Below are 21829 nucleotides of genomic sequence, written 5' to 3' on the forward strand. Positions count from 1 at the left end.
ACGTCGCCGGACCGGCCCGCCGGAAACAGAGAACGATTTCCGTCTTTGTCATGACTTTGCCTGGCGTGGCCTGGCGACATCCGTCCAGAACGACGAATCGGGCGAGTCGCGCCTTCCGCCCAGGAGCGCCGAAGCCCGCGACGTGAGGTCCGCGAAACGGTCACGGACGGTCAGCTGCCCCATTGTCACTTTCCGACACTTTGCCAACTTTCGCCCCTGCTTGAACTCCCGTCCACTCCGATCACGGGTTAGGTTGTCCAGGTCGGTCCGGTCGACCGCCGTCCGCCCGGACGGCGCCGGGTCGGTGTCGACGGGGCGTGGCACGCCTCCCGTCGACCGTGGAGAGGAGCTTTCCGCTCTTGTCGTCCTTACGGATGCTGCTCCGCTCGCTGGCGGTGGCCGGCCTCTCGGCCGCGCTGCTCGCTCCGGCGTCGGTGGCTCGGGCCGAGCCCACCCCCGCCGAGCTGACGAAGCAGATCGAGAAGTCCTCGACTGAGCTGGAGCGAATCGTCGAGTCGTACAACAAGCTCAACGAGGAGATCAAGGCCAACAAGGCCACCGCGGCCACGTTGGAGGCCCGGATCGGCCCGTTGCAGGAACAGGCCGAGCGGAGTCGCGCCGACGTGGGCGCGATCGCCGCGACGGCGTACAAGACCGGTGGCATGCGCACCGCGGCGGCCCTGCTGGAGCCGGGCGGCCCGGCGTCGCTGCCGGACCGGCTGGGCACGCTCGACCAGCTCACCCGCCAGCGGCAGCGCACCATCGACAGCTTCACCGGCGACCAGCGCCGGCTGATCGACCAGAAGACCCGGCTCGACGTCACGCTGGCGAAGGAGGCGGCGCAGGCCAAGCAGCTGACCGCCGCCAAGAAGCGGATCGAGGCGGACCTGGCCGGCCTCTACGAGATGCGTCGCAAGGCGTACGGGCGGGCCACCGAGGCCCCGGTCAAGGCGAGTTCGGCGGGCACGCCCCCGGCCGTCTCCGGCAAGGCCGGTGTCGCGGTGCGGTACGCCTACGGCGCGGTCGGCAAGCCCTACGGCTACGGCGACGACGGCCCCGGCAGCTACGACTGCTCGGGGCTCACGCTGGCCGCCTGGCGGGCCGCCGGGAAGTCGCTGCCGCACAGCGCGGCGCAACAGTGGAACGCGGTGACGCGGATCAGTCGCAGCCAGCTGCAACCGGGCGACCTGGTGTTCTACTCCGGCCTCGGACACGTGGCGCTCTACGTCGGCGGCGGTCAGATCATCGACGCGCCGAGCGCGGGCCGCAACGTCAGCAAGCGGGGCATGAACATCATGAGCATCGCCGGCTACGGCCGGGTCTGACCCGTAACGACGAACGGCCGGCGTCCCCCTGTCGGACGCCGGCCGTTCGTCGTTTCCATTACTACCAGGTCAGGCCGCCTGCAGCCCCTCGGCGCGGGCCAGCTCACGCAGCCGGCCGAGGGCCTGGATCTCCAGCTGGCGGATCCGCTCCCGGGAGAGCGAGAACCGCGACGCGACCTCGGTCAGCGAGTGCTCGCGCCCGTCCTCCAGGCCGTAGCGGGCCCGCATGATGCCGGCCGACCGGTCGTCGAGGTGGTTGAGCAGACCCTCGATCCGCTGCCGCTCCAGGCCGGTCAGCACGATCTCCTCCGGCGACGGCGCGTCGCTGTCGGCGACCAGGTCACCGAGGTTGGTGTCGCCGTCGTCGCCCACCGGGGTGTCCAGCGAGACGGTGTCCTGCGACCAGCGGCGCAGCTCGTTGACCCGCTCGACGGTGACGCCGAGCGCGGTCGCGATCTGCTCCGGCTCCGGGTCGCTGCCCAGCTCGCGGGTGAGCTGCCGGGCCACGTTGCGCATCCGGTTGACGTCCTCCACCAGGTGCACGGGCAGCCGGACGGTGCGCTCCTGCTGGGCGATGGCCCGGCTGATCGCCTGCCGGATCCACCAGGTCGCGTAGGTGGAGAACTTGAAGCCGCGCTCGTAGTCGAACTTCTCGACCGCGCGGACCAGGCCGGTGTTGCCCTCCTGGATCAGGTCCAGCATGGGCATGCCGGAGCGCACGTAGCGCCGGGCGATGGAGACGACCAGCCGCAGGTTGGCGCGGATGAACAGGTCCTTCGCCCGCTCACCTTCGACCACCACGCGCTCCAGTTCCTCCCGGGTGGCCCCGTCGGGGAGCCGGTCGGTGTCGAGCAGGTGCTCGGCGTAGAGACCCGCCTCGATCGCCTTGGAGAGATCCACCTCGCGGGCGGCGTCCAGCAGCGGCGTCCGGGAGATCTCGTGCAGGTAGACGCCGACCAGGTCCCGCTCCTCGGCGACCTCGTCGGTACGCATGCCGATGTTCTTGTCCACGATTGCCACGGTCCCCTCGCTCGCGCCGGTTGCCCGGTTCCTTGCCATCCCCACGTTCATCAGCCCTCCCCGTAACCTCCGCTGTGCCCGTAGGTGCTGACACCTACACAACAGATGTGACGCGTCGGGGATTCCATGTCGTGAGTCGAAACTGTCACGAATGCCTGAGTAGTAGCTGAGAGCCCGGTCCATGTTTCCTGTCAGGACCCCTGCTCGGGCGGCTCGCGGCCGCCCTGGTCGGTGGGCGCGGGAGCAGCGGAATCGCCGTCCGCCCATGGAATGGCACCATTGCCTGTTCCATGAACACAGCGAGCCGCGTCACCGCGTCATTGCGATCCTGGTCACTGCCTGATACGCGCCCGTGGACCCACCGGTTCAGCCACGCTGAGGATTACCCTCCGCCTCGTTGAACAATCCGCTCGGGGAGAGACGTCCCCTCCCGCCACGTGATACGCGTCGCACCCGCCGGGCGGATGCGCCGGGCGGGTGGTTTCGCGCTCGGGGTCAGGAGGCGAGCAGGGCCAGGGCGCCGCGTACCTGGTCGGCGGAGCGGGCCAGCGCGGCCCGGGCGGCGGGCACCTCCGCGCCGGAGACCAGCGCCACCAGGGCGGTCTTGAGGTCGCCGTCGGCCTCCCGCAGGGCAACCCGGCAGACCTCCTCGGCGCACCCGGTCGCCTCCACCAGGATCGAGATCATCCGGCCGCGCAGCTTGGCGTTGGTGGCCACCATGTCGATCATCAGGTTCGAGTAGACCCGGCCCAGGCGCACCATGACGGCCGTGGAGAACGTGTTCAGCACCAGCTTCTGCGCGGTGCCCGCCTTCATCCGGGTCGACCCGGTGACCACCTCGGGTCCGGTGTCCACCCCGATGAACACGTCCACCGACGGGGCGGCCTCGGCCTCCGGGTTGGCGCACAGCAGCACGGTCCCGGCCCCCTGGGCCCGGGACGCGGCGAGCGCCCCGAGGACGTACGGGGTGCGCCCGCTGGCCGCCAGGCCGACCACCAGGTCGCCGGGGTGCACGCACTCGCCCGCCTCGGCGGCGCCGCCCCGTTCGTCGTCCTCGGCGTCCTCGACGGCCCGCCACATGGCCTCCGGGCCGCCGGCGAGGTGCGCGCAGAACCAGTGCCGGGGCGAGTTGAACGTGGGGGCCAGCTCGGCCGCGTCCAGCACGCCGAGGCGGCCGGAGGTGCCGGCGCCGAAGTAGTGCACCCGGTGCCCGCCGCGCAGCGCGGCGACGGCCAGGTCGACGGTCTCGGCGATCTCGTCGAGCACGGCGGCCACCGCGGCCGGCACCCGACGGTCGGCCTCGTTGATGACGGTGAGCACGTCCCGGGTCGACATCAGGTCGAGGTCGACGCTCTGCGGGTTGCGTCGCTCGGTCGGCGCACCGACCCGCACCACCGGACGCACCACGGCCACCTCGTCCCGTTCCACCCGGCCCGCCGTCATCCCCGCCTCCGCCCGGGACCCACCCGGTGCGACAGGACGGCCTCGGCGGTGGCCTCCAGGGCCTTCTTGGTCCGGGTCCGGCTCCGGGCGGCCACTCCGACGAAGAGGCAGTCGACCACGGTGAGCTGGGCCAGCCGACTGGCCGTCGCGCCGGACCGGTAGGTCGTCTCCCGGGCGGCGGTGGTGAGCACGTGGTCCGCGACGTCGGCGATCGGCGAGCGGGGGAAGTTGGTCAGCGCCACCGTGGTGGCCCCGCGCGCCCGGGCCTGCTCCAGCACCTCGATCACGTCGGAGGTGGTGCCGGTGTGCGAGATGCCGACCGCGACGTCGCCCCGGCCCAGCAGCGCCGCCGAGGTGAGCGCGGTGTGCACGTCCGGGAAGTAGAACGCGATGCGGCCGATGCGGTGCAGCTTCTGCTGGAAGTCGGAGGCGACGAAGCCGCTGGCGCCCGCGCCGTAGACGTCGATCCGGCCGGCCGCGCCGATCGCCTCGACGACCCGCTCGCAGACCGCCGGGTCGAGCTGCTCGGCGGTCTCCTCGACGGCCCGCGCGTCGTTGAACGCGATGGTGGCGATGATCTGCGCCAGGTCCGCGCCCGGCGGGATGTCGCCGCCGACCACCCGGGCGTCCGGCGGCTCGACCCGGCGCGCGGCCTCGGCGGCGAGCCGGATCCGCAGCTGGGGATAGCCGTCCATGCCGACCGACCGGCAGAACCGGATCACGGTCGCCTCGGATGTCTCGGCGGCGGTGGCGAGGTCGGTGATGGTGCGCCGGGCCGCGTCGGCCGGATCGGCGACGACCAGCCGGGCCACCCGCTGCTCGGCCGGGGACAGCGAGGGAAGGAGGCCGCTGATGTGGACGATCAGTCCACCGGGCTCGTGACTCGCAGAAATCTTCGGACTCTTCGCCACGGATGAAACTTACTTTCACAGGCCGTGAGCGTCAACCATGACGCCGCGTATCGGGAAATTTACCGCCTTCCGCGCCCGGCCCCCTCGCCCAGGGTCCCATCGTCGCAGCCCGGCCGCCTCATCCGGTCCGGTCGAGTCGGTGCCGCCGGCCGACCGGACCGTCCACCGTCATGCGCTCCCGGACCGGCCGGACGGCCGTCGCCGGGTCACCGGTCGGCCCTCCGGGCGGCCGGTTAGCGTGTGGGCATGGCGGATCGCACGGTGCTGGTGACCGGAGGCACGGGCGGGCTGGGGGGCGCGGTCACCGTCGCCTTCCTCCGGAGCGGCTGGCGGGTGGTCGTACCCCAGCGGGAGCCCGGGACGGACGACGGTCCGGTCCGGGTCGTGGCCGACCTGCTGACCCCCGAGGGGGCGGCGCGGGCGGTCGAGGCGGCGACCGACGAGCCGGCCGCGCCGTTGCGCGCGGTGGTCAACCTCGTCGGCGGGTACGCCAGCGGCGGGCTCGTGCACGAGACCCCGGTCGAGGAGTTCGAGCGGATGCTGCGGATCAACCTGCGTCCGACCTACCTGGTCACCCACGCGGCGCTGCCGCACCTGGTCGAGGCCGGCGGCGGCGCGGTGGTCTGCGTGTCGGCCCGGGCGGCGGTGGCGCCGTTCCCCGGCGCGGCCGGCTACGTCACCGCCAAGGCCGCGGTGCGGGCGTTCGCCGACGCGGTCGCGGTCGAGTACCGGCCGCACGGAGTGCGGTGCAACACGGTGCTGCCGAGCGTCATCGACACCCCGGCCAACCGGGCCGCCCAGCCCGAGGCCGACCACCGGCGGTGGGTGCCGCCGGCCGAGATCGCCGCCGTGATCCGCTTCCTCGCCTCCGACGAGTCCGCGCCGACCAGCGGCGCGAGCGTCCCGGTCTACGGCCGGGCCTGAGCCGGCACCGGTCCGTCCCGCCCCGCGCCGCCGGAGGGCCGAGGCGTGCCCTCCGGGCCCGGTACGGCCAGGGCCGGCGGGTCGTCCGGCAGCCACTCGCTCAGGTGCGCCCGGATCCGGCGGGCGACCTCCTCCGGTGTGCCGCTGCCGTCCACCACCACGAACCCGGCGTACTCCGGCAGCGACCGGTAGGCGGCGTCCGCCGCGGTGAGCCACCGCATGCTCTCGTGGTCGGTGCCGCGCCGCTCGATCCGCCGGTACGCCTCGGCGGGGTCGAGGGTGAGCAGGAACGTGACCCGGGGCGACGGGAAGATCCGGTACCCGGCTCGGGCCAGCCGCTCCCAGCGCTGCCCGCCGTGCGCCCGGATGCTGGCGTACTGACAGGCCGACCAGCGGTCCATCACCGCCGTCCGGCCGGTCACCAGGCAACTGACCAGGGCCAGCGCGATCGCGAGCCAGCGCAGCGCGGACTCGACCGCGAGCAGCCCGTCGCGGCCGACGAGCCGCTGCGCGTCCGGCCGGCCGACCCGCTGGGCGAGGCGGCCGAGCCAGCGGCGACCGCCGGCGTTGCGGTGGTATGTGGCGGGGTGGCCGGCGGCGGTGAGCGCCTCGGCGAGCCGGTGGGCCTGGGTGGTCTTGCCCGAGCCGTCGATGCCGATCAGGGCGACGGCGCGCAGTCGGGCCCTGCCGCGCCGCGTTCGCAGTGAGCTGGCCACCTTGCCGAGGTTATCCGACCGACGCTCACCATCGGCGATTTGTCGCTTTCCTCCCCGAGCGGACGCACCGCGCCCGATCAGGTGTGACCGGAGCTTCCGCCGGGTACGCCTGTTGATCCCACCGCCCATGACGACGACGGGAGACCCAGATGGCCGAGCGCGGGGACGAGACCCTGGTGCACACGCTGAAGAAGGTCGCCGCCGTGCTCAAGCAGTCCGAGATCCCCTTCGCCCTGGGCGGCAGCTTCGCCGTGTACGCGCACGGCGGCCACTCCAGCGACCACGACGTGGACTTCCTGCTCCGCGAGGCCGACGTCGACCGGGCCCTGGAGGCGCTGGTCGAGGCCGGCTTCACCGCCGAGCGCCCGCCGGAGGACTGGCTGGTCAAGGTCTACGACGAGGGACGCATGGTGGACCTCATCCACCGGCCGATCGAGACCCCGGTGACCGAGGAGACGTTCGCCGACACCATCGTGCGCCCGGTCGACGCGATCCACATGCCGGTGCTCTCAGCCAGCCAGCTCATGGTGCACAAGCTGCTCAGCTTCTCCCAGCACTACTGCGACTTCGCCCGCGCCCTGCCGCTCGCCCGTTCGCTGCGGGAACAGATCGACTGGGAACGGGTACGGAAGGAAACGCAGCACTCGCCGTACGCGGAGGCGTTCCTGGTGCTGCTCGACCGGCTGGACGTGCTGCCCGGCGGCGCGCCCGGCGGAAGGGAGACCCCGTGACCGGACGGTCCGGCGACGTGCCCCCCGACGAGTACGTGGAGGCGGAGATCCAGAGCATGCTGGCCGAGGACCCGTCCGTGGCCGAGCAGGGCATCACGGTGGTGCGCCGCGAGCGCGGGCTGGTGCTCTACGGCGAGGTGGAGAGCCCGCACCGGCGGGAGGAGATCCTCCGCCGGGTGGCCGAGCGCTTCCCGGACACGCCGGTGACCAGCGACATCGGGGTGATCCGCACCCAGGCGCCCACCCAGGTCGAGGAGCTGCCGTGAGGGAGGTTCGATGGTGATCCGGATCGCCGCCGTCGGCGACGTGCACGTGGACGAGGACGTGGTGGGCCGGTTCCGTCCTGCGTTGGAGGAGCTGCCCGACTGCGCCGACGTGCTGCTGCTCGCCGGCGACCTGACCCGCCACGGCACCGAGGCCGAGGCCCGGTGCGTGGCGCGGGAGTTCGGCGACCTCGGCGTACCGGTGATCACCGTGCTCGGCAACCACGACCACCAGTGCGACCAGGTGCCGCAGGTGGTCAAGGTGCTGGAGGACGCGGGGATCACCGTGCTGGAGGGCACCGGCACCGTGCTGGAGTGCGCCGGCGGGCGACTCGGGGTGGCCGGGGTCAAGGGGTTCGGCGGCGGGTTCGCCGGGCGGTGTGCCAGCGACTTCGGCGAGCCGGAGATGAAGGCCTTCGTCCGGACCACCCGGGAGAGCGCCGACGCGCTGGCCGCCGCGCTGTTGTCGCTGGAGTGCGACTCGCTGGTCGCGCTCACCCACTACTCCCCCGTGCCGGACACGCTGGCCGGCGAGCCGCTGGAGATCTACCCGTTCCTGGGCTGCTACCAGCTCGGGCAGGCGATCGACTCGGCGCCGACCGCACTGGCGCTCCACGGCCACGCCCACCACGGCACCGAGCGTGGCACCACGCCCGGCGGAGTCCGCGTCCGCAACGTCGCGCACCCCGTGATCAAACAGGCCTACAGCGTGTTCCACCTGGGCGACCAGGTCGACTGACCGGGAGGTTTCCGGGATCGGCGCGCCGGGTATCCAGCCGTCATGGAGCTGATTCTCTGGATTCTCGCAGTCGTACTCGTGGTCGCCGGAATTCTCGCGCTGTTCCGCCGGCAGATCCTCTGGGGCATCGTCCTCATCGTCGTCGGCCTGCTGGTCGGCCCGGGTGGCGTCAGCATCTTCAATTAGCGACCCCTGTCCTTCACCCCTGACCCGCCGGGGTCGTCGGGTCCGGCGCTCTGTCCTCCCAGACCGGAGCGTCCGGACCCGGCGATCCCGGCGCTTTCGCGTCCGGAGGGGTTTGTCCCCGGCGCGGAACGGCAATCATCTCGACCATGGAGACAACTCAGAGCGCCGGGCGGCGCACCGCCGGGGTCCGGAAGTGGTGGGCCCTGCTCGGCTTCGGCGCCGCCACGTTCGCCGCCGCCGCCATCGGCGGGCTGGGCGTCCGGGGCACCTCCGCGGAATACCAGAGCCTGGAGCAGCCCGCCTGGGCGCCGCCCTCCTGGCTGTTCGGCCCGGTCTGGACGGTGCTGTACGCGTTGATCGCGATCGCCGGCTGGCTGGTCTGGCGCCGGGTCGGGTTCGGCCCCGCGCTCGGAGCCTGGGTCGCGCAGCTCGTGCTCAACGCGATCTGGACGCCGCTGTTCTTCGGCGCCGGCCGGTACGGGCTGGCCTTCGCCGAGATCGTGGTGATGTGGCTGGCCATCGGCGTGACCGTGGCCCTGTTCCGGCGCGTCTCCCGGCCCGCGACGCTGCTGATGCTGCCCTACTGGGCCTGGGTCACGTTCGCCGCCGCGCTCAACTTCGCCATCTGGCGGCTGAACTCCTGACCGGTGCGGGCGCGGGGACCGGTCGTCCCCGCGCCCGCCGGGGTCAGCAGCGGGGCACGCCGGGGATGTAGCCGTCGTAGCCGGTGTAGACGTAGGCGTCGGAGATGAACCGCCCGGAGCCGATCCGGTCCCAGATCGAGCTGGTGCCGTAGGTGCCGGTGACGCTGGTGCCGCTGGTCTGGCAGTAGATCGTCACCCCGGCGCCGTCGGCCACCGTGCCGACCGCGCTGTAGCCGGTGCCCGGACCGGACCGGACCGTGAGCGCGGCGCCCGCGGTGTTGACCGTGCCCGCGCCGGTGTCCGCCCCGGCGCAGCCGTTGTCGCTGGTGTAGGTCTTCGTGCCCCAGTAGAGGGCCTGGGCGCCGTTGAACTTGATCTTTACGGCGCTGCCGCTCGAGCGCTGCTCGTAGTGCAGGTGCGGGCCGGTCGACCCGCCGGTGGTGCCGACGTAGCCGATCACCCGGCCGTACCCGACGGTCTGCCCGACCGAGACGTTGAAGGCGTTCAGGTGCGCGTAGTAGGTGGTCCAGCCACCGCCGTGGTTGATCCGGACGTACTTGCCGTAGCTCGTGTCGCCGAGGTTCGTCACCACGTCGACCGTGCCGGGCGCGCTGGCCACCACCGGGTCGCCGAGGTCGTCGGCGCGGTTGAAGTCGATGGCGTTCGCCGGACTGTGATTGGTCCGCGTCTGGCCGGACCAGGACTGGTTGCACGGGAACGGGACCTTGAAGGTCGGCGCGGCCAGGGCGGGCGCCGCCGGGACCAGGACCGCCGCCGCCAGGACCGCCACCCCGGACGCGAGACTGAGCCACCGCTTACGCATCCACTGCCTCCTATGTTGAAAGTCTTCAATCTGATGCGGACAGCGTGACAGAAAGTTCCATCGAACGGAAGATTCGTGGGAGCGCACCCACGGCCGCTGGCGAGGGTTTCGGGATTGTTACCGGGCCGTGTCCGGCAGGGGGGTGGACCGGACGCGATGCAAGCGCTTACATGTGGGGACGACCATCGGACCGGCGCGGGTTCGATTTCCCCCCACGCGCCGGCAAGGAAGGAGATCGGCATGGCGTTTGCCAGATCACGCCAGGCTCTCGCGGTCACCGGCGTGCTGGGGCTGGCGCTCGGCGTCGCCGCCTGCGGCACCGGCAACGACAAGAAGAGCGACAACGCGAGCTCGCCCGAGTGCGCGGCATACGAGAAGTACCAGGGCAACGACGGCAAGAAGGTCACGATCTACTCCTCGATCCGTGACATCGAGGCCGACCGGCTGGACCAGTCCTGGAAGCAGTTCGAGGACTGCACCGGCATCGAGATCGACCACGAGGGCTCGGGCGAGTTCGAGGCCCAGCTCCCCGTCCGGGTGGACGGCGGCAACGCCCCCGACATCGCCTTCATCCCGCAGCCGGGTCTGCTGAAGCGCTTCGTCGACTCGGGCAAGCTCAAGCCGGCCGGCGCCGACACCAAGGCCATGGCCGAGCAGAACTACTCCCCCGACTGGCTGAAGTACAGCACCGTCAACGGCCAGTTCTACGGCGCCCCGCTGGGCTCCAACGTGAAGTCCTTCGTGTGGTACTCGCCGAAGACCTTCAAGGAGAAGGGCTGGTCGGTCCCGACCACCTGGCAGGAGCTGATCGACCTCAGCGACAAGATCGCGGCGAGCGGCACCAAGCCGTGGTGCGCCGGCATCGAGTCCGGTGACGCCACCGGCTGGCCGGCCACCGACTGGATCGAGGACGTCCTGCTGCGTACCGCGGGCCCCGAGGTCTACGACCAGTGGACCACCCACGGCATCCCGTTCAACGACCCGCAGGTCGCCACGGCCGTCAACCAGGCCGGCACCATCCTGAAGAACGAGAAGTACGTCAACGGCGGCTTCGGCGGCGTGAAGAGCATCGCCACCACCGCGTTCCAGGAGGCCGGCACGCCGATCACCTCCGGCAAGTGCGCGCTGCACCGCCAGGCGTCCTTCTACGCCAACCAGTGGCCGCAGGGCACCAAGGTGGCCGAGGACGGCGACGTCTTCGCGTTCTACTTCCCGGCGATCGACCCGGCCAAGGGCAAGCCGGTGCTGGGTGGCGGCGAGTTCGTCGCGGCCTTCGCCGACCGTCCCGAGGTCCAGGCGGTGCAGACCTACCTGGCCTCCGGCGAGTACGCCAACAGCCGCGCCAAGATCGGTGACTGGGTGTCCGCGAACAAGAAGCTGGACCTCAACAACGTCCCGAACCCGGTGGACAAGCTCTCCGTGGGCATCCTGCAGGACGAGAAGACCGTCTTCCGCTTCGACGGCTCGGACCTGATGCCGGCCGCGGTCGGCGCGGGCACCTTCTGGAAGGGCATGGTCGCCTGGATCAACGGCAAGGACACCACGAGCGTCCTGAACGACATCGAGGGCAGCTGGAAGTGATCTGAGAGGGTGGCCCGGTCCGCGACGCGGACCGGGCCACCCTCGAGGCATCCGAACCCTTGAGGGAGGGTTGATGGAGTTCGACTTCGCGGCGGAACAGCCGAAGTTCCTCATGCTGATGTACGGGCTGATCGCTTTCGTCGCGGTGGTGGGCGGCCTGCTCCTGCTCCTCGACGTGGTGCCGGCCTGGTTCGCCCGGCGCCGGGAGGCGCAGCTGGTCGCGGCCGTGACGGCCGGCGGTCCGCCGCCGCGCCGGCGCAAGCAGCGTGAGGGCCTGTTCGCGTTCTTCTTCCTGCTGCCGACGCTGCTGTTCCTGACCATCGGTCTGGTGGTGCCGGCCATCCGCACCACGCTGCTCTCCTTCATGGACGCGCGCAGCACCGACTGGGTGGGGCTGGACAACTACGGCTGGATGTTCTCCGAGGACTCGATCTTCCGGGTCCTGCTCAACACCCTGGTCTGGGTGCTGCTGGTCCCGCTGGTGGCCAGCGCGTTCGGCCTGGTCTACGCCGTCCTGGTGGACAAGGCCCGGTTCGAGTCGGCGGCCAAGTCGCTGATCTTCCTGCCGATGGCGATCTCGTTCGTCGGCGCCGCCATCATCTGGCGGTTCATCTACGCCTTCCGGGGCGACGGGCAGGAGCAGATCGGCCTGCTCAACCAGATCGTGGTCAGCCTCGGCGGCGAGCCGAAGCAGTGGTTGCTCGACTCGCCGCTGAACACGCTCCTGCTGATCGTGATCATGGTGTGGATCCAGGCCGGCTTCGCCATGGTGGTGCTCTCCGCGGCCATCAAGGCCATCCCGGCGGACATCATCGAGGCGGCCCGGCTGGACGGCACCACCGCCTGGCAGATGTTCTGGCGGATCACCATGCCGAGCATCCGGCCCGCGCTGATCGTGGTGGTGGTGACGATCTCCATCGCCACGCTCAAGGTCTTCGACATCGTCCGGACCGCCACCAACGGCAACTACGACACCAACGTGATCGCGACCGAGATGTACAACCAGGCGTTCCGGTACGGCGAGAACGGGCAGGGCTCGGCGCTCGCGGTCTTCCTGTTCGTCCTGGTCCTGCCGCTCGTGATCTACCAGATCCGCAACCTGCGCAAGCAGCGGGAGGGCTGAGATGACCACCGCCACGCCCACCGTCGGAGCCGGCGTCCAACCCCCGGCGCCGCTCACCCGGGCCGCCCGGGTCCGCAAGCGGCTCAACAGCCGCACCGCCACCCTGGTCTCGATCGTGCTCGCGCTGCTCTGGACGATCCCGACCTTCGGCCTGTTCATCTCCTCGTTCCGGCCGGAGGACCAGATCAAGACCACCGGCTGGTGGACGTTCTTCCGCGACCCGCAGTTCACCCTGCAGAACTACCAGGACGTGCTGTTCAGCACCGGCTCGTCGGGGCAGCTCGCCAGCTACTTCATCAACTCACTGGCGATCACCATCCCGTCGGTGCTCTTCCCGATCGCGTTCGCCTCGCTGGCCGCGTACGCGCTGGCCTGGATCAACTTCAAGGGCCGGGACTGGCTCTACATCGGGATCTTCGCGCTGCAGATCGTGCCGCTGCAGATGGCCCTCGTGCCGCTGCTGAGGTTCTTCTCCACCGGCGTCACCCTCGGCGGGGTCCAGATCCTCCCCGCGTGGGACCTGGTCGACGAGCAGAAGTTCGCGCAGGTGTGGTTCGCACACACCTGCTTCGCGCTCCCGTTCGCCGTCTACCTGCTGCACAACTTCATCTCGCAGCTCCCCGGCGACCTGATGGAGGCGGCCCGGGTCGACGGCGCCACCCACCCGAAGATCTTCCGGACCATCGTGCTGCCGCTGATCACGCCCGCGCTCGCGGCGATCGGCATCTTCCAGTTCCTCTGGGTCTGGAACGACCTGCTGGTCGCGCTGATCTTCGCCGGGGGCGGCGACGAGACCGCCCCGCTGACGGTCCGGCTCGCCGAGCTGGCCGGCACGCGGGGCAACGAGTGGCAACGGCTCACCGCCGGCGCGTTCGTCTCGATCGTCGTACCGCTGCTGGTGTTCCTGTCCCTCCAGCGCTACTTCGTGCGGGGCCTGCTCGCCGGCAGCGTCAAGGGTTGATCCGTCGTCCCGCCGCCGCCGGCCGGCGGCGGCGGGACACGGGTCGCAGCGGGGAGCCACGATGACCAAGATTGACGACGTCGCCCGCCTGGCCGGGGTCTCCACGGCCACCGTCTCCCGGGCGCTGCGCGGGCTGCCGACGGTCTCCGCCGCCACCCGCCGGCGGGTGCTCGCCGCCGCCGAGCAGCTCCAGTACGCGGTCTCGCCGAGCGCCTCCCGACTGGCCGGCGGCCGGACCGGCACCGTCGCGGTGGTGGTCCCCCGGATCACCCGCTGGTTCTTCGGCACCGTGGTCGAGGCGGTCGAGGACTACCTCCAGCAGAACGGCTACGACCTGCTGCTCTACAACCTCGGCGGCCGGGAGCAGACCCGCCAGCGGGTGCTCCGCCCGGCCGGCCTGCACAAGCGGGTGGACGCGATCATGCTGGTCGCCACCCCGCTGCGCGCGGCCGACGTGCACGCGCTGACCAAGCTGGACCTGCCCGGGGTGACGATCAGCTCCGGCAGCGGTGTGCCCGGCTGGCCCTGCGTCCGCATCGACGACGTGGCCGCCGCCCGGACCGCCACCCGCCACCTGCTCGACCTCGGCCACACCCGGATCGCGCACATCTCCGGCGACCCCGACGACGAACTGGCCTTCACCACCCACCTCGACCGGCGGCGCGGCTACCAGGAGGCGCTGCGTGGGGCCGGCATCCGCCCCGACCCGAGCCTCGACGTCGAGTCCCGGTTCACCATCGACGGCGGCACCCGGGCGACCGCCGAGCTGCTCGCCCGGGGCGAACCGCCGACCGCCATCTTCGCCGCCTGCGACGAGATGGCGATGGGTGCGGTCACGGCGCTGCGCGACGCCGGACTCCGGGTCCCGCAGGACGTCAGCGTGATCGGCATCGACGACCACGACCTGGCCGGGGTGCTCGGGCTGAGCACGATCGCCCAGCCCGCCGCCGAGCAGGGACTGCTCGCCGCGCGCATCCTGCTCGACCCGCTGGGCGCCCGGGTCGCGGAGCCGTACGCCGGTCTGGTGCCGGCCCCGCGCGACGCCGACACCGACGGGGGGACGCCGTCGTCGGTGATCCTCCCCACTCGCCTGGTGGTGCGGGAGTCGACCGCGCCGCCCCGGGCACACTGAACGGACCCGTTCGCCCCGCACGCACGACAGGGAGAAGGCGCTGAACACCGACGCGACGCAGCAGAGCCCGGCCACCGGCTGGTGGACCGAGGCGGTCATCTACCAGGTCTACCCGCGCTCGTTCGCCGACTCCGACGGCGACGGCATCGGCGACCTGCCGGGCATCACGGCCCGCCTCGACCACCTCGCCGAGCTGGGCGTCGACGCGCTCTGGCTGTCCCCGTTCTATCCGTCCCCGCAGGCCGACGCCGGTTACGACGTGGCCGACTACCGGGACGTCGACCCGCTCTTCGGCACGCTCGCCGACGCCGACAAGCTGATCACCGAGGCGAAGGCACGCGGCCTGCGGGTGATCGTCGACCTGGTGCCCAACCACACCTCCTCCGCGCACCGCTGGTTCACCGCCGCCGTGGCGGCGGCGCCGGGCAGCCCGGAGCGGCAGCGCTACGTCATCCGGGACGGCAAGGGCCCGGACGGCGCCGAGGCCCCGAACGACTGGGAGAGCGTGTTCGGCGGACCGGCCTGGACCCGGCTGCCGGACGGGCAGTGGTACCTGCACCTGTTCGACCCCGGCCAGCCCGACCTCAACTGGGACAACCCGGAGGTGCGCGAGGAGTTCCTCGGCGTCCTGCGCTTCTGGCTCGACCGGGGCGTGGACGGGTTCCGGGTGGACGTCGCGCACGGCCTGATCAAGCAGGCCGACCTGGCCGACTGGCAGGAACCGCAGGAGATCCTCTCCGGCAGCGAGGTGGACAAGCCCCGGCCGCCGATGTGGGACCAGGACGGCGTGCACGAGATCTACCGGGAGTGGCGCCGGCTGCTCGACTCGTACGCCGGGGAGCGGGTCCTGGTCGCCGAGGCGTGGGTGGAGCCGGCCGAGCGGCTGGCCCGCTACGTCCGGCCGGACGAGATGCACCAGGCGTTCAACTTCGAATACCTGATGGCCGCCTGGACCGCCCCGGCCCAGTACGCGGTGATCACCCGCTCCCTGGAGGCCACCGACTCGGTGGGCGCCCCGACCACGTGGGTGCTGTCCAACCACGACGTGGTCCGGCACGCTTCCCGGCTCGGGCTGACCACCGCCGGCGGCCGGATGAACGGCATCGGCGTCGACGACCCGCAGCCCGACGTGGCGCTCGGCCTGCGCCGGGCCCGGGCGGCCAGCCTGCTCATGCTCGCGCTGCCCGGCTCGGCCTACCTCTACCAGGGCGAGGAGCTGGGGTTGCCGGAGCACACCACGCTGCCCGACGAGGCCCGGCAGGACCCCACCTGGGCCCGCAGCGGGCACACCCAGCGCGGCCGCGACGGCTGCCGGGTGCCGATCCCGTGGGAGGCCGACGCCCCGTCGTACGGCTTCGGGCCGACGGACGCGAGCTGGCTGCCCCAGCCGCCGATGTGGGCCGAGTACGCGCTGGACCGGCAGCGCGGCGTGCCCGGCTCGACGTACGAGCTGTACCGCACGGCGCTGCGGTTGCGCCGCGAGCACGCGCTGGCACGGGGCCCGCTGCGGTTCCTGTCCTCCGGTGACGAGGTGCTGACGTTCACCAACGGTGACCTCACCGTGCTGACCAACTTCGGCGCGGCGGCGGTGCCGCTGCCGGCCGGCGCCTCGGTGCTGGTGTCCAGCGCCCCGTTGGACGGCGACACGGTCCCCACCGACGTCACCGTGTGGTGGGTGTAAGGAAGGGCCCCCTGTTAACGCCTCCGGTATAGGAAGGGCCCCTTCTTAACACTCACCCGTTAAGAAGGGGCCCTTCCTTCCAGGCGGTCGGCGCGGGTGTGCAGGAGCGCGTCGACCTGCGCGATGTCCCGGGGTGACGTGCGGGCGGCGAGCCAGTACATGATGCCGGTGGGGATGAAGAAGAGCTGGAACGCGGCCAGCCCGACGGCGTAGTTCAGCGGCGGCGGGAACACCAGCCGCAGCCCGCCGAACACCAGCCCGACCACCCCGTTGCCGGCCGCCCGTCCCACGCCGTTGACCAGGTTGCCCAGGCTGTAGACCGTGCCCCGGTGCTCGGGCGGGTTGACGTCGGCGATCAGCGCGAACCAGTTGGGCGAGTTGGCCGAGGTGAGCGCCAGCGCCACCACGGCGGTGAGCAGGCTCAGCCCGACCGTCGGCTCGGTCAGCACACTGGACAGCACCGCCGACACCACCGCGCCGGAGCCGCCGCCGTCGGGCACGTCGATCTCGATCGGCACGAAGAACAGCACCAGGTAGAACGGCACGGCCGCGAGGATGCCCACGGCCGCGACCAGGGCCCGGCCACTCGGCGTACGCCGTTGCAGCGCGTCGCCGACCAGCCCGCCCACGATCGACAGCGCGCCGCCGAGCTGGAACAGGGTGGCGAAGACGCTGCCCACCACCACCGCCGTGGCCGGCGAGTAGCCCTGCGCCTCGGCGCGTTGGCTGAAAAGCACCGGCAGCCAGACCAGCGAGCCGAACGCGGCCTGGGCGGTCAGTCCCTGCAGGATCAGCCACCGGTTGGTCCGCCGGGCCAGGATCCGGGGCAGGTCGGCGCGGCTGATCCGGTAGTCGTACTCGCCGCCGGCGTCGAGCGCCTCGGCCAGCTCCGGCTCGCTCTGCCCGCGCCGGATGTCGTACGTGAACAGGTACGCCGCGGTGGCCGCTAGCCCGACGACGGTCAGCAGCAGGAACGGCCGCCGCCAGTCGGTCGCGCCGAGCAGGCCGCCGGTGAGCGTGCCGGCCAGCGTGCCGACGCCCTGGGACAGGCCCCAGAAGCTCATCACCAGGCCGCGGCGGCGCGGCGAGATCAGGTCGGTGACCACGGAGAAGCCGACCGAGCCGACCGCGCCCAGCCCGACCGCGGCGACGAGCTGGGCGGCCAGGAACGTCGGGTACTGCCCGGCCAGCGCGCTGCCGGCGGTGCCGGCCGCCCAGACCAGCGTGCCGACCATCAGCAACGGCTTGCGGTTGCTCCGGTCGCCGACGTACGCCCAGCCCACCGCGGCCAGCGCGCTGACCAGGAAGCTGACCGCGGTGACCAGGCCGAGCATCCGCTGGGGTACGTCGAACGCCTCGGAGATCGGCCCGTACAGCGGCGGCACGAGGCCGATCGCCACGTTGTCCAGCGAGGCGAGCACCACGAAGACGACGACGCTGTAGAACCGGTGCGCCGCGTTCCCGCGCCGGGAGATCCTGGTGGAACTCATGCAGGGCAGCCAACCAGGTGCGGGCCGGATCCGGGACACCGCCCCCGGCCTGCCGCGCGGGTTAAAAAGGGGCCCTTCCTCTACCGGAGGCGTTAAGAAGGGGCCCTTCCTTACCCCCGGGCGCGGGCGTAGCGCTCGCGGATGGCGGGCACCGGCTCGGCCGTGTACTCCTCGGTGTCGCCGATCGACCAGGCCGGCGGGGCGTCGCCGCCCAGCGCGACCCACGCGGCCTGGCGGGCCGCGCCGTCGGCCACGTACTCACCGGGCGGTGGGACCACCACCGGGCGGCCGAAGACCTGCGGCGCGATCGCGCGGACCGCGGCGGACCGGGCCCCACCGCCGACCAGGATGATCCGGTCGGCGCGGGCGCCCTGGGCGAGCAGCGCGTCGAGGCCGTCGGCGAGCCCGCAGAGCATGCCCTCGACGGCGGCCCGGGCCAGGTGCGCCGGGGTCGACGTGCCCAGCGTCAGGCCGCGCAGCTCGCCGGTGGCGTGCGGGCGGTCCGGCGTCCGTTCCCCCTCCAGGTACGGCACCAGGACCAGGCCGTCCGCGCCCGGTGGAGCGGCCAGCGCCAACTCGCCGAGCGTGTCGAGGTCGACGCCGAGCAGCGTCGCGGCGGCGTCGAGCACCCGGGCCGCGTTCAACGTGCAGACCAGCGGCAGGAACCGCCCGGTGGCGTCGGCGAACCCGGCCACCGCGCCGGCGGCGTCGGCGGCCGGCGCGTCGGCCACCGCGAACACCGTGCCGGAGGTGCCGATCGAGACGACCACGTCCCCCGGGCCGGCGCCGACGCCGAGCGCCGCCGCCGCGTTGTCTCCGGTGCCCGGCCCGAGGAGGACCCGGCCGGCGGCGCCGGACCCTGCGCCGCCGACCGGACCGGCGGCGGTCGGCCCGTCGCCGAGCGTCGCCGGGTCGAGCTGTCCGGCCGCCTCGGCCGGACCGAGCACGACCGGGACCCGCGGGCGCCGGCCGAAGGCCTGCTCCAGCAGGTCGAGCCGGTATTCGCCGGTGCGCGGCGACCAGTAGCCGGTGCCGCTGGCGTCGCCCCGGTCGGTGCGCAGCGCGTCCAGGCCGGGAGCGCCGGCCAGCCGCCAGGTGAGCCAGTCGTGCGGCAGGCAGACCGCGGCCACCCGGTCGGCGTTCGCCGGCTCGTGCCGGGCCAGCCAGCGCAGCTTGGTGGCGGTGAAGCTGGCCACCGGCACCGCGCCGGTGGCCTCGGCCCAGAACCGGCGGCCGGTCTCCCCGCCGCCGGCCTCCTCGACGAGGTCCCGGGCGGCGTCGGCGGAGCGGGTGTCGTTCCACAGCAGCGCCGGGCGGACCACCTCGCCCGCCTCGTCCAGGCAGACCATGCCGTGCTGCTGGCCGCCGACCGAGACGGCGGCCACGTCGGCCAGGCCGCCGGCCTCGGCGACGGCCGCCCGCAGGGCGTCCCACCAGGCGGCGGGGTCGACCTCGGTGCCGGCCGGGTGGGGCGCCCGGCCCTGCCGGACCAGCGCCCCGGTCTCCGCGTCCCGGACCACCACCTTGCAGGACTGGGTCGACGAGTCGACCCCCGCGACGAGCGGCATGGCGGCCCGCCTCAGCGCGCGCCGAGCACGTGCTCGACGGCGAGCTGGTTGAGCCGGACGAAGCCGAAGCCCTTCGCCCCGGCCGCCTCCGGGTCGAACTCCTCGAACGCGGTCCGGTCGGCGAGCAGCTCGGCGTAGCCCTCACCGGGGTTCAGCGTCGGGGTGGCCAGCTCGGCCACCCGGGCGGCGGCGAGCGCCTCGGCGACCTCCGGGTCGGCGCGGAACGCCGCGGCCCGCTCCTTGAGCAGCAGGTAGGTCCGCATGTTCGCCTCGGCGGAGGCCCACACGCCGGTCATGTCCTCGGTGCGGGAGGGCTTGTAGTCGAAGTGGCGCGGGCCGTCGTAGGCCGGGCCGCCGTTCGGGCCGCCGTGCTCCAGCAGGTCGACCAGGGCGAACGCGTTGAGCAGGTCGCCGTGGCCGAAGACCAGGTCCTGGTCGTACTTGATGCCGCGCTGGCCGTTGAGGTCGATGTGGAACAGCTTGCCCTGCCAGAGCGCCTGGGCGATGCCGTGGGCGAAGTTGAGCCCGGCCATCTGCTCGTGGCCGACCTCCGGGTTGAGCCCGACCATCTCCGGGCGGGCCAGGGTGGAGATGAAGCCGAGCGCGTGGCCGACGGTGGGGAGCAGGATGTCGCCCCGCGGCTCGTTCGGCTTGGGTTCGAGCGCGAAGCGCAGGTCGTAGCCGTTGTCGACGACGTACTGGCAGAGCAGGTCGACGGCCTCCCGGTAGCGCTCGAGCGCGGCCTGGACGTCCTTGGCCACGTCGTACTCGGCGCCTTCCCGGCCGCCCCACATGACGAACGTCTTCGCGCCCAGCTCGGCGGCGAGGTCGACGTTGCGCAGCACCTTGCGCAGCGCGTAGCGGCGCACGTCGCGGTCGTTGCTGGTGAAGCCGCCGTCCTTGAACACCGGGTGGTTGAACAGGTTGGTGGTGACCATCGGCACGACCAGGCCGGTCTCGTCGAGCGCCTTGCGGAACCGGCTCAGCCGGGCGTCGCGGGTGGCCGCGTCCGCGCCGAACGGGACCAGGTCGTCGTCGTGGAACGTGATCCCGTACGCGCCGAGCTCGGCGAGCTTGTGCACGGCCTCGACGGCGTCCAGCTCGGGCCGGGTGGCGTCGCCGAACGGGTCGCGGGCGGGCCAGCCCACGGTCCAGAGACCGAAGGAGAACTTGTCCGCGGGGGTGGGACGGGGTGCCATGGGAACCTCCGGGTGGTGGTGGCGTCCGCGATTTGTTCAGCGGTTGAATTAAATGGCGGGGATGTGGCAGTGTCAAGTGGTGACCAGCGCCAGCACCGCCGGAGCGGTCCGGCAGGGCAGCCTGCGTGAGCTGAATCTCGCGGTGGTGCTCCGGCGGATCGCCGCCGCCGACCGACCGCCCTCGCGGGCCGGCCTCGCCGCCGGGACCGGGCTGACCCGGGCCACCGTCTCCGCCGTCGTCGACGACCTGATCGCCGGGCGGCTGGTCGCCGAGGCCGAGCCACCGCCGCGCACCGGTGCGGGCCGGCCGGCCCGCGGCCTGGTGCTCGCCGCCGACGGCCCGGCCGGCCTGGGCCTGGAGGTGAACGTCGACTACCTGGCGGCCTGCGTGGTCGACCTGACCGGCACGGTCCGGCACCACCTGGTCCGCCGCGCCGACCTGCGCCCGGTCTCCCCCGCCGACGCGCTGGCCCGGCTGGCCGCGCTGGCCGCCGAGGCGCGTGCCGCCGCCGTACGCGACGGGTTGACCCTGGCCGGCGCCGCGCTCGCCGTGCCGGGCCTGGTGGGCGACGGCGGCCTGCTCCGGCTGGCGCCGAACCTGGGCTGGCGGGACGTGGACGTGCCGGCGCTGCTCGCCGGGCAGCCCCTCGCCGAGCCGGTCGACGGCGTCCCGCCGCTGGTGGTCGACAACGAGGCCAACCTCGCCGCGCTCGGCGAGCTGTACGCCGGCCCCGCCGGCCCGCGCAGCTTCCTGCACGTCACCGGTGAGATCGGCATCGGCGCCGGCATCGTGCTGGACGGTGCGCTCTACCGGGGGGCGCGCGGCTGGAGCGGAGAGATCGGTCACTTCCCGGTGCAGCCGCAGGGGCGGCCCTGCCGCTGCGGTGGCCGGGGCTGCCTGGAGCGGTACGCCGGCCAGGAGGCGATCCTGGCCGCCGCCGGGCTGCCCGGCGCCGAACTGCCGGCGGACACCGCCGCCACCCGCCTCGCCGACCTGGCCGAGGCCGGTGACGCGGCCACGCTGGCCGCCCTGGCCGACGCCGGCACCGCCCTCGGCGTGGCGGTGGCGGGCGTGGTGAACCTGCTGGACCTGGACACCGTGGTGCTCGGGGGCGGATACGCCCCGCTCTCCCCCTGGCTGCGTCCCCCGGTGGCGGCGGAGGTCTCCCGTCGGGTGCTCACCGCCGCCTGGTCCCCGGTCACGGTGCGACCCGCCGTGCTCGGCGCCCAGTCCGCCGCGGTCGGCGGAGCCACCTCGGTGGTCCGCCGGATCGTCGACCGACCGGTGGGCTGGCTGGCCCGGAGCGGCTGACCGGGGCCGTCCTCGACAAGCATTCGTCGTGCCCGCTGGGTACGCTTGCCGTCAGGC

At 72.7% G+C, this 21829-nt stretch carries 20 protein-coding genes and 1 pseudogene; 13 read left to right on the forward strand and 8 right to left on the reverse strand.

The annotated features are described in order from the left end of the window. Positions 1 to 359 precede the first annotated feature (359 nt). Positions 360 to 1325 carry a C40 family peptidase gene (locus tag ACN27B_RS03545; RefSeq protein WP_099163920.1) on the forward strand — a complete coding sequence of 322 codons (966 nt, stop codon included), beginning with the start codon at positions 360 to 362 and terminating at the stop codon, positions 1323 to 1325. A 69-nt stretch (positions 1326 to 1394) separates the two neighbouring features. Here the strand turns inward: ACN27B_RS03545 and ACN27B_RS03550 are convergent, their stop codons facing one another. The 3 genes from ACN27B_RS03550 to ACN27B_RS03560 all read right to left on the reverse strand — a co-directional run bounded on the left by ACN27B_RS03550 (position 1395) and on the right by ACN27B_RS03560 (position 4699). Then, a complete protein-coding gene (locus tag ACN27B_RS03550; protein ID WP_172968072.1) occupies positions 1395 to 2384 on the reverse strand; it encodes a sigma-70 family RNA polymerase sigma factor in 990 nt (329 codons plus the stop codon). 456 nt (positions 2385 to 2840) lie between these two features. After that, the gene (locus tag ACN27B_RS03555) at positions 2841 to 3788 is read right to left on the reverse strand and encodes an N-acetylmuramic acid 6-phosphate etherase (RefSeq protein ID WP_091571499.1); all 948 of its coding nucleotides are present in this window, start codon (positions 3786 to 3788) and stop codon (positions 2841 to 2843) included. Next, positions 3785 to 4699, reverse strand: coding sequence for a MurR/RpiR family transcriptional regulator (locus ACN27B_RS03560; protein WP_099163918.1), 915 nt, complete (start codon positions 4697 to 4699; stop codon positions 3785 to 3787). Before ACN27B_RS03560 ends, ACN27B_RS03555 begins: the two co-directional genes overlap by 4 nt. Positions 4700 to 4945: 246 nt before the next feature. On the opposite strand from ACN27B_RS03560, the gene ACN27B_RS03565 reads away from it, so the two are divergent. Then, positions 4946 to 5623, forward strand: a complete 678-nt coding sequence (locus ACN27B_RS03565) for an SDR family NAD(P)-dependent oxidoreductase (RefSeq protein WP_422743479.1) — start codon at positions 4946 to 4948, stop codon at positions 5621 to 5623. On the opposite strand, the gene ACN27B_RS03570 is transcribed toward ACN27B_RS03565, so the two are convergent. Further along, positions 5608 to 6339 carry a dTMP kinase gene (locus ACN27B_RS03570; protein ID WP_099163916.1) on the reverse strand — a complete coding sequence of 244 codons (732 nt, stop codon included), beginning with the start codon at positions 6337 to 6339 and terminating at the stop codon, positions 5608 to 5610. The genes ACN27B_RS03565 and ACN27B_RS03570 overlap by 16 nt on opposite strands. 149 nt (positions 6340 to 6488) lie before the next feature. Between ACN27B_RS03570 and ACN27B_RS03575 the strand changes: the two genes are divergently transcribed. The 5 genes and pseudogenes from ACN27B_RS03575 (at position 6489) to ACN27B_RS03595 (ending at position 8902) form a co-directional block, all read left to right on the forward strand. After that, positions 6489 to 7070: a nucleotidyltransferase gene (locus tag ACN27B_RS03575; RefSeq protein ID WP_091571492.1), complete on the forward strand. Its 582-nt coding sequence runs from the start codon at positions 6489 to 6491 to the stop codon at positions 7068 to 7070. Positions 7071 to 7126: 56 nt separating this feature from the next. Then, positions 7127 to 7336 (forward strand): hypothetical protein, encoded by a 210-nt coding sequence (locus ACN27B_RS03580; protein WP_245666557.1) that lies wholly within the window; start codon positions 7127 to 7129, stop codon positions 7334 to 7336. 10 nt (positions 7337 to 7346) lie between these two features. Next, a pseudogene (locus ACN27B_RS03585) lies at positions 7347 to 8124 on the forward strand (metallophosphoesterase family protein). Further along, the gene (locus ACN27B_RS03590; RefSeq protein ID WP_007464364.1) at positions 8115 to 8258 is read left to right on the forward strand and encodes a GPGG-motif small membrane protein; all 144 of its coding nucleotides are present in this window, start codon (positions 8115 to 8117) and stop codon (positions 8256 to 8258) included. Before ACN27B_RS03585 ends, ACN27B_RS03590 begins: the two are co-directional and overlap by 10 nt. A gap of 146 nt (positions 8259 to 8404) precedes the next feature. Further along, positions 8405 to 8902, forward strand: a complete 498-nt coding sequence (locus ACN27B_RS03595; protein ID WP_091571483.1) for a TspO/MBR family protein — start codon at positions 8405 to 8407, stop codon at positions 8900 to 8902. Positions 8903 to 8945: 43 nt separating this feature from the next. On the opposite strand, the gene ACN27B_RS03600 is transcribed toward ACN27B_RS03595, so the two are convergent. Continuing rightward, positions 8946 to 9725, reverse strand: a complete 780-nt coding sequence (locus ACN27B_RS03600; protein WP_099163912.1) for a M23 family metallopeptidase — start codon at positions 9723 to 9725, stop codon at positions 8946 to 8948. A 240-nt stretch (positions 9726 to 9965) separates the two neighbouring features. On the opposite strand from ACN27B_RS03600, the gene ACN27B_RS03605 reads away from it, so the two are divergent. The 5 genes from ACN27B_RS03605 to ACN27B_RS03625 all read left to right on the forward strand — a co-directional run bounded on the left by ACN27B_RS03605 (position 9966) and on the right by ACN27B_RS03625 (position 16203). After that, complete coding sequence (locus ACN27B_RS03605) at positions 9966 to 11306, forward strand: ABC transporter substrate-binding protein (RefSeq protein ID WP_099163911.1); 1341 nt, start codon at positions 9966 to 9968, stop codon at positions 11304 to 11306. 73 nt (positions 11307 to 11379) lie between these two features. Next, positions 11380 to 12429: a carbohydrate ABC transporter permease gene (locus ACN27B_RS03610; RefSeq protein WP_091571473.1), complete on the forward strand. Its 1050-nt coding sequence runs from the start codon at positions 11380 to 11382 to the stop codon at positions 12427 to 12429. A gap of 1 nt (position 12430) precedes the next feature. Continuing rightward, entirely contained in the window at positions 12431 to 13390 is a 960-nt protein-coding gene (locus tag ACN27B_RS03615) for a carbohydrate ABC transporter permease (RefSeq protein ID WP_091571470.1), read from the forward strand. 61 nt (positions 13391 to 13451) lie between these two features. Further along, positions 13452 to 14522, forward strand: coding sequence for a LacI family DNA-binding transcriptional regulator (locus tag ACN27B_RS03620; protein ID WP_099163910.1), 1071 nt, complete (start codon positions 13452 to 13454; stop codon positions 14520 to 14522). 40 nt (positions 14523 to 14562) lie between these two features. Further along, a complete protein-coding gene (locus ACN27B_RS03625; protein ID WP_422745834.1) occupies positions 14563 to 16203 on the forward strand; it encodes an alpha-amylase family glycosyl hydrolase in 1641 nt (546 codons plus the stop codon). Positions 16204 to 16262: 59 nt separating this feature from the next. On the opposite strand, the gene ACN27B_RS03630 is transcribed toward ACN27B_RS03625, so the two are convergent. The 3 genes from ACN27B_RS03630 to xylA form a co-directional block, all read right to left on the reverse strand. Then, positions 16263 to 17693, reverse strand: a complete 1431-nt coding sequence (locus ACN27B_RS03630; protein WP_422743483.1) for an MFS transporter — start codon at positions 17691 to 17693, stop codon at positions 16263 to 16265. Between the two features lie 110 nt (positions 17694 to 17803). After that, on the reverse strand, positions 17804 to 19261 hold the full coding sequence (gene xylB / locus ACN27B_RS03635) for a xylulokinase (RefSeq protein ID WP_099163907.1): 1458 nt from the start codon (positions 19259 to 19261) through the stop codon (positions 17804 to 17806). Between the two features lie 11 nt (positions 19262 to 19272). Then, the gene (xylA, locus tag ACN27B_RS03640) at positions 19273 to 20460 is read right to left on the reverse strand and encodes a xylose isomerase (RefSeq protein ID WP_091571451.1); all 1188 of its coding nucleotides are present in this window, start codon (positions 20458 to 20460) and stop codon (positions 19273 to 19275) included. Positions 20461 to 20512: 52 nt separating this feature from the next. Between xylA and ACN27B_RS03645 the strand changes: the two genes are divergently transcribed. Then, the gene (locus tag ACN27B_RS03645) at positions 20513 to 21772 is read left to right on the forward strand and encodes an ROK family protein (RefSeq protein ID WP_422743486.1); all 1260 of its coding nucleotides are present in this window, start codon (positions 20513 to 20515) and stop codon (positions 21770 to 21772) included. The last annotated feature ends 57 nt before the right edge of the window (positions 21773 to 21829 follow it).

Origin of the sequence: Micromonospora sp. WMMD754 (assembly GCF_049315235.1) — a bacterium.
Lineage (GTDB): Bacteria > Actinomycetota > Actinomycetes > Mycobacteriales > Micromonosporaceae > Micromonospora > Micromonospora sediminicola.

Bases quoted from the DNA above. Each gene is read 5' to 3' on its own strand.
- ACN27B_RS03575 (WP_091571492.1), top strand. From the start codon at position 6,489: ATGGCCGAGCGCGGGGACGAGACCCTGGTGCACACGCTGAAGAAGGTC.
- ACN27B_RS03590 (WP_007464364.1), top strand. From the start codon at position 8,115: ATGGAGCTGATTCTCTGGATTCTCGCAGTCGTACTCGTGGTCGCCGGA.
- ACN27B_RS03645 (WP_422743486.1), top strand. From the start codon at position 20,513: ATGGCGGGGATGTGGCAGTGTCAAGTGGTGACCAGCGCCAGCACCGCC.
- ACN27B_RS03555 (WP_091571499.1), bottom strand. From the start codon at position 3,788: ATGACGGCGGGCCGGGTGGAACGGGACGAGGTGGCCGTGGTGCGTCCG.
- ACN27B_RS03600 (WP_099163912.1), bottom strand. From the start codon at position 9,725: ATGCGTAAGCGGTGGCTCAGTCTCGCGTCCGGGGTGGCGGTCCTGGCG.
- xylA (WP_091571451.1), bottom strand. From the start codon at position 20,460: ATGGCACCCCGTCCCACCCCCGCGGACAAGTTCTCCTTCGGTCTCTGG.
- ACN27B_RS03620 (WP_099163910.1), top strand. From the start codon at position 13,452: ATGACCAAGATTGACGACGTCGCCCGCCTGGCCGGGGTCTCCACGGCC.
- ACN27B_RS03615 (WP_091571470.1), top strand. From the start codon at position 12,431: ATGACCACCGCCACGCCCACCGTCGGAGCCGGCGTCCAACCCCCGGCG.
- ACN27B_RS03565 (WP_422743479.1), top strand. From the start codon at position 4,946: ATGGCGGATCGCACGGTGCTGGTGACCGGAGGCACGGGCGGGCTGGGG.
- xylB (WP_099163907.1), bottom strand. From the start codon at position 19,261: ATGCCGCTCGTCGCGGGGGTCGACTCGTCGACCCAGTCCTGCAAGGTG.
- ACN27B_RS03630 (WP_422743483.1), bottom strand. From the start codon at position 17,693: ATGAGTTCCACCAGGATCTCCCGGCGCGGGAACGCGGCGCACCGGTTC.
- ACN27B_RS03605 (WP_099163911.1), top strand. From the start codon at position 9,966: ATGGCGTTTGCCAGATCACGCCAGGCTCTCGCGGTCACCGGCGTGCTG.
- ACN27B_RS03580 (WP_245666557.1), top strand. From the start codon at position 7,127: ATGCTGGCCGAGGACCCGTCCGTGGCCGAGCAGGGCATCACGGTGGTG.
- ACN27B_RS03595 (WP_091571483.1), top strand. From the start codon at position 8,405: ATGGAGACAACTCAGAGCGCCGGGCGGCGCACCGCCGGGGTCCGGAAG.
- ACN27B_RS03610 (WP_091571473.1), top strand. From the start codon at position 11,380: ATGGAGTTCGACTTCGCGGCGGAACAGCCGAAGTTCCTCATGCTGATG.
- ACN27B_RS03550 (WP_172968072.1), bottom strand. From the start codon at position 2,384: ATGGCAAGGAACCGGGCAACCGGCGCGAGCGAGGGGACCGTGGCAATC.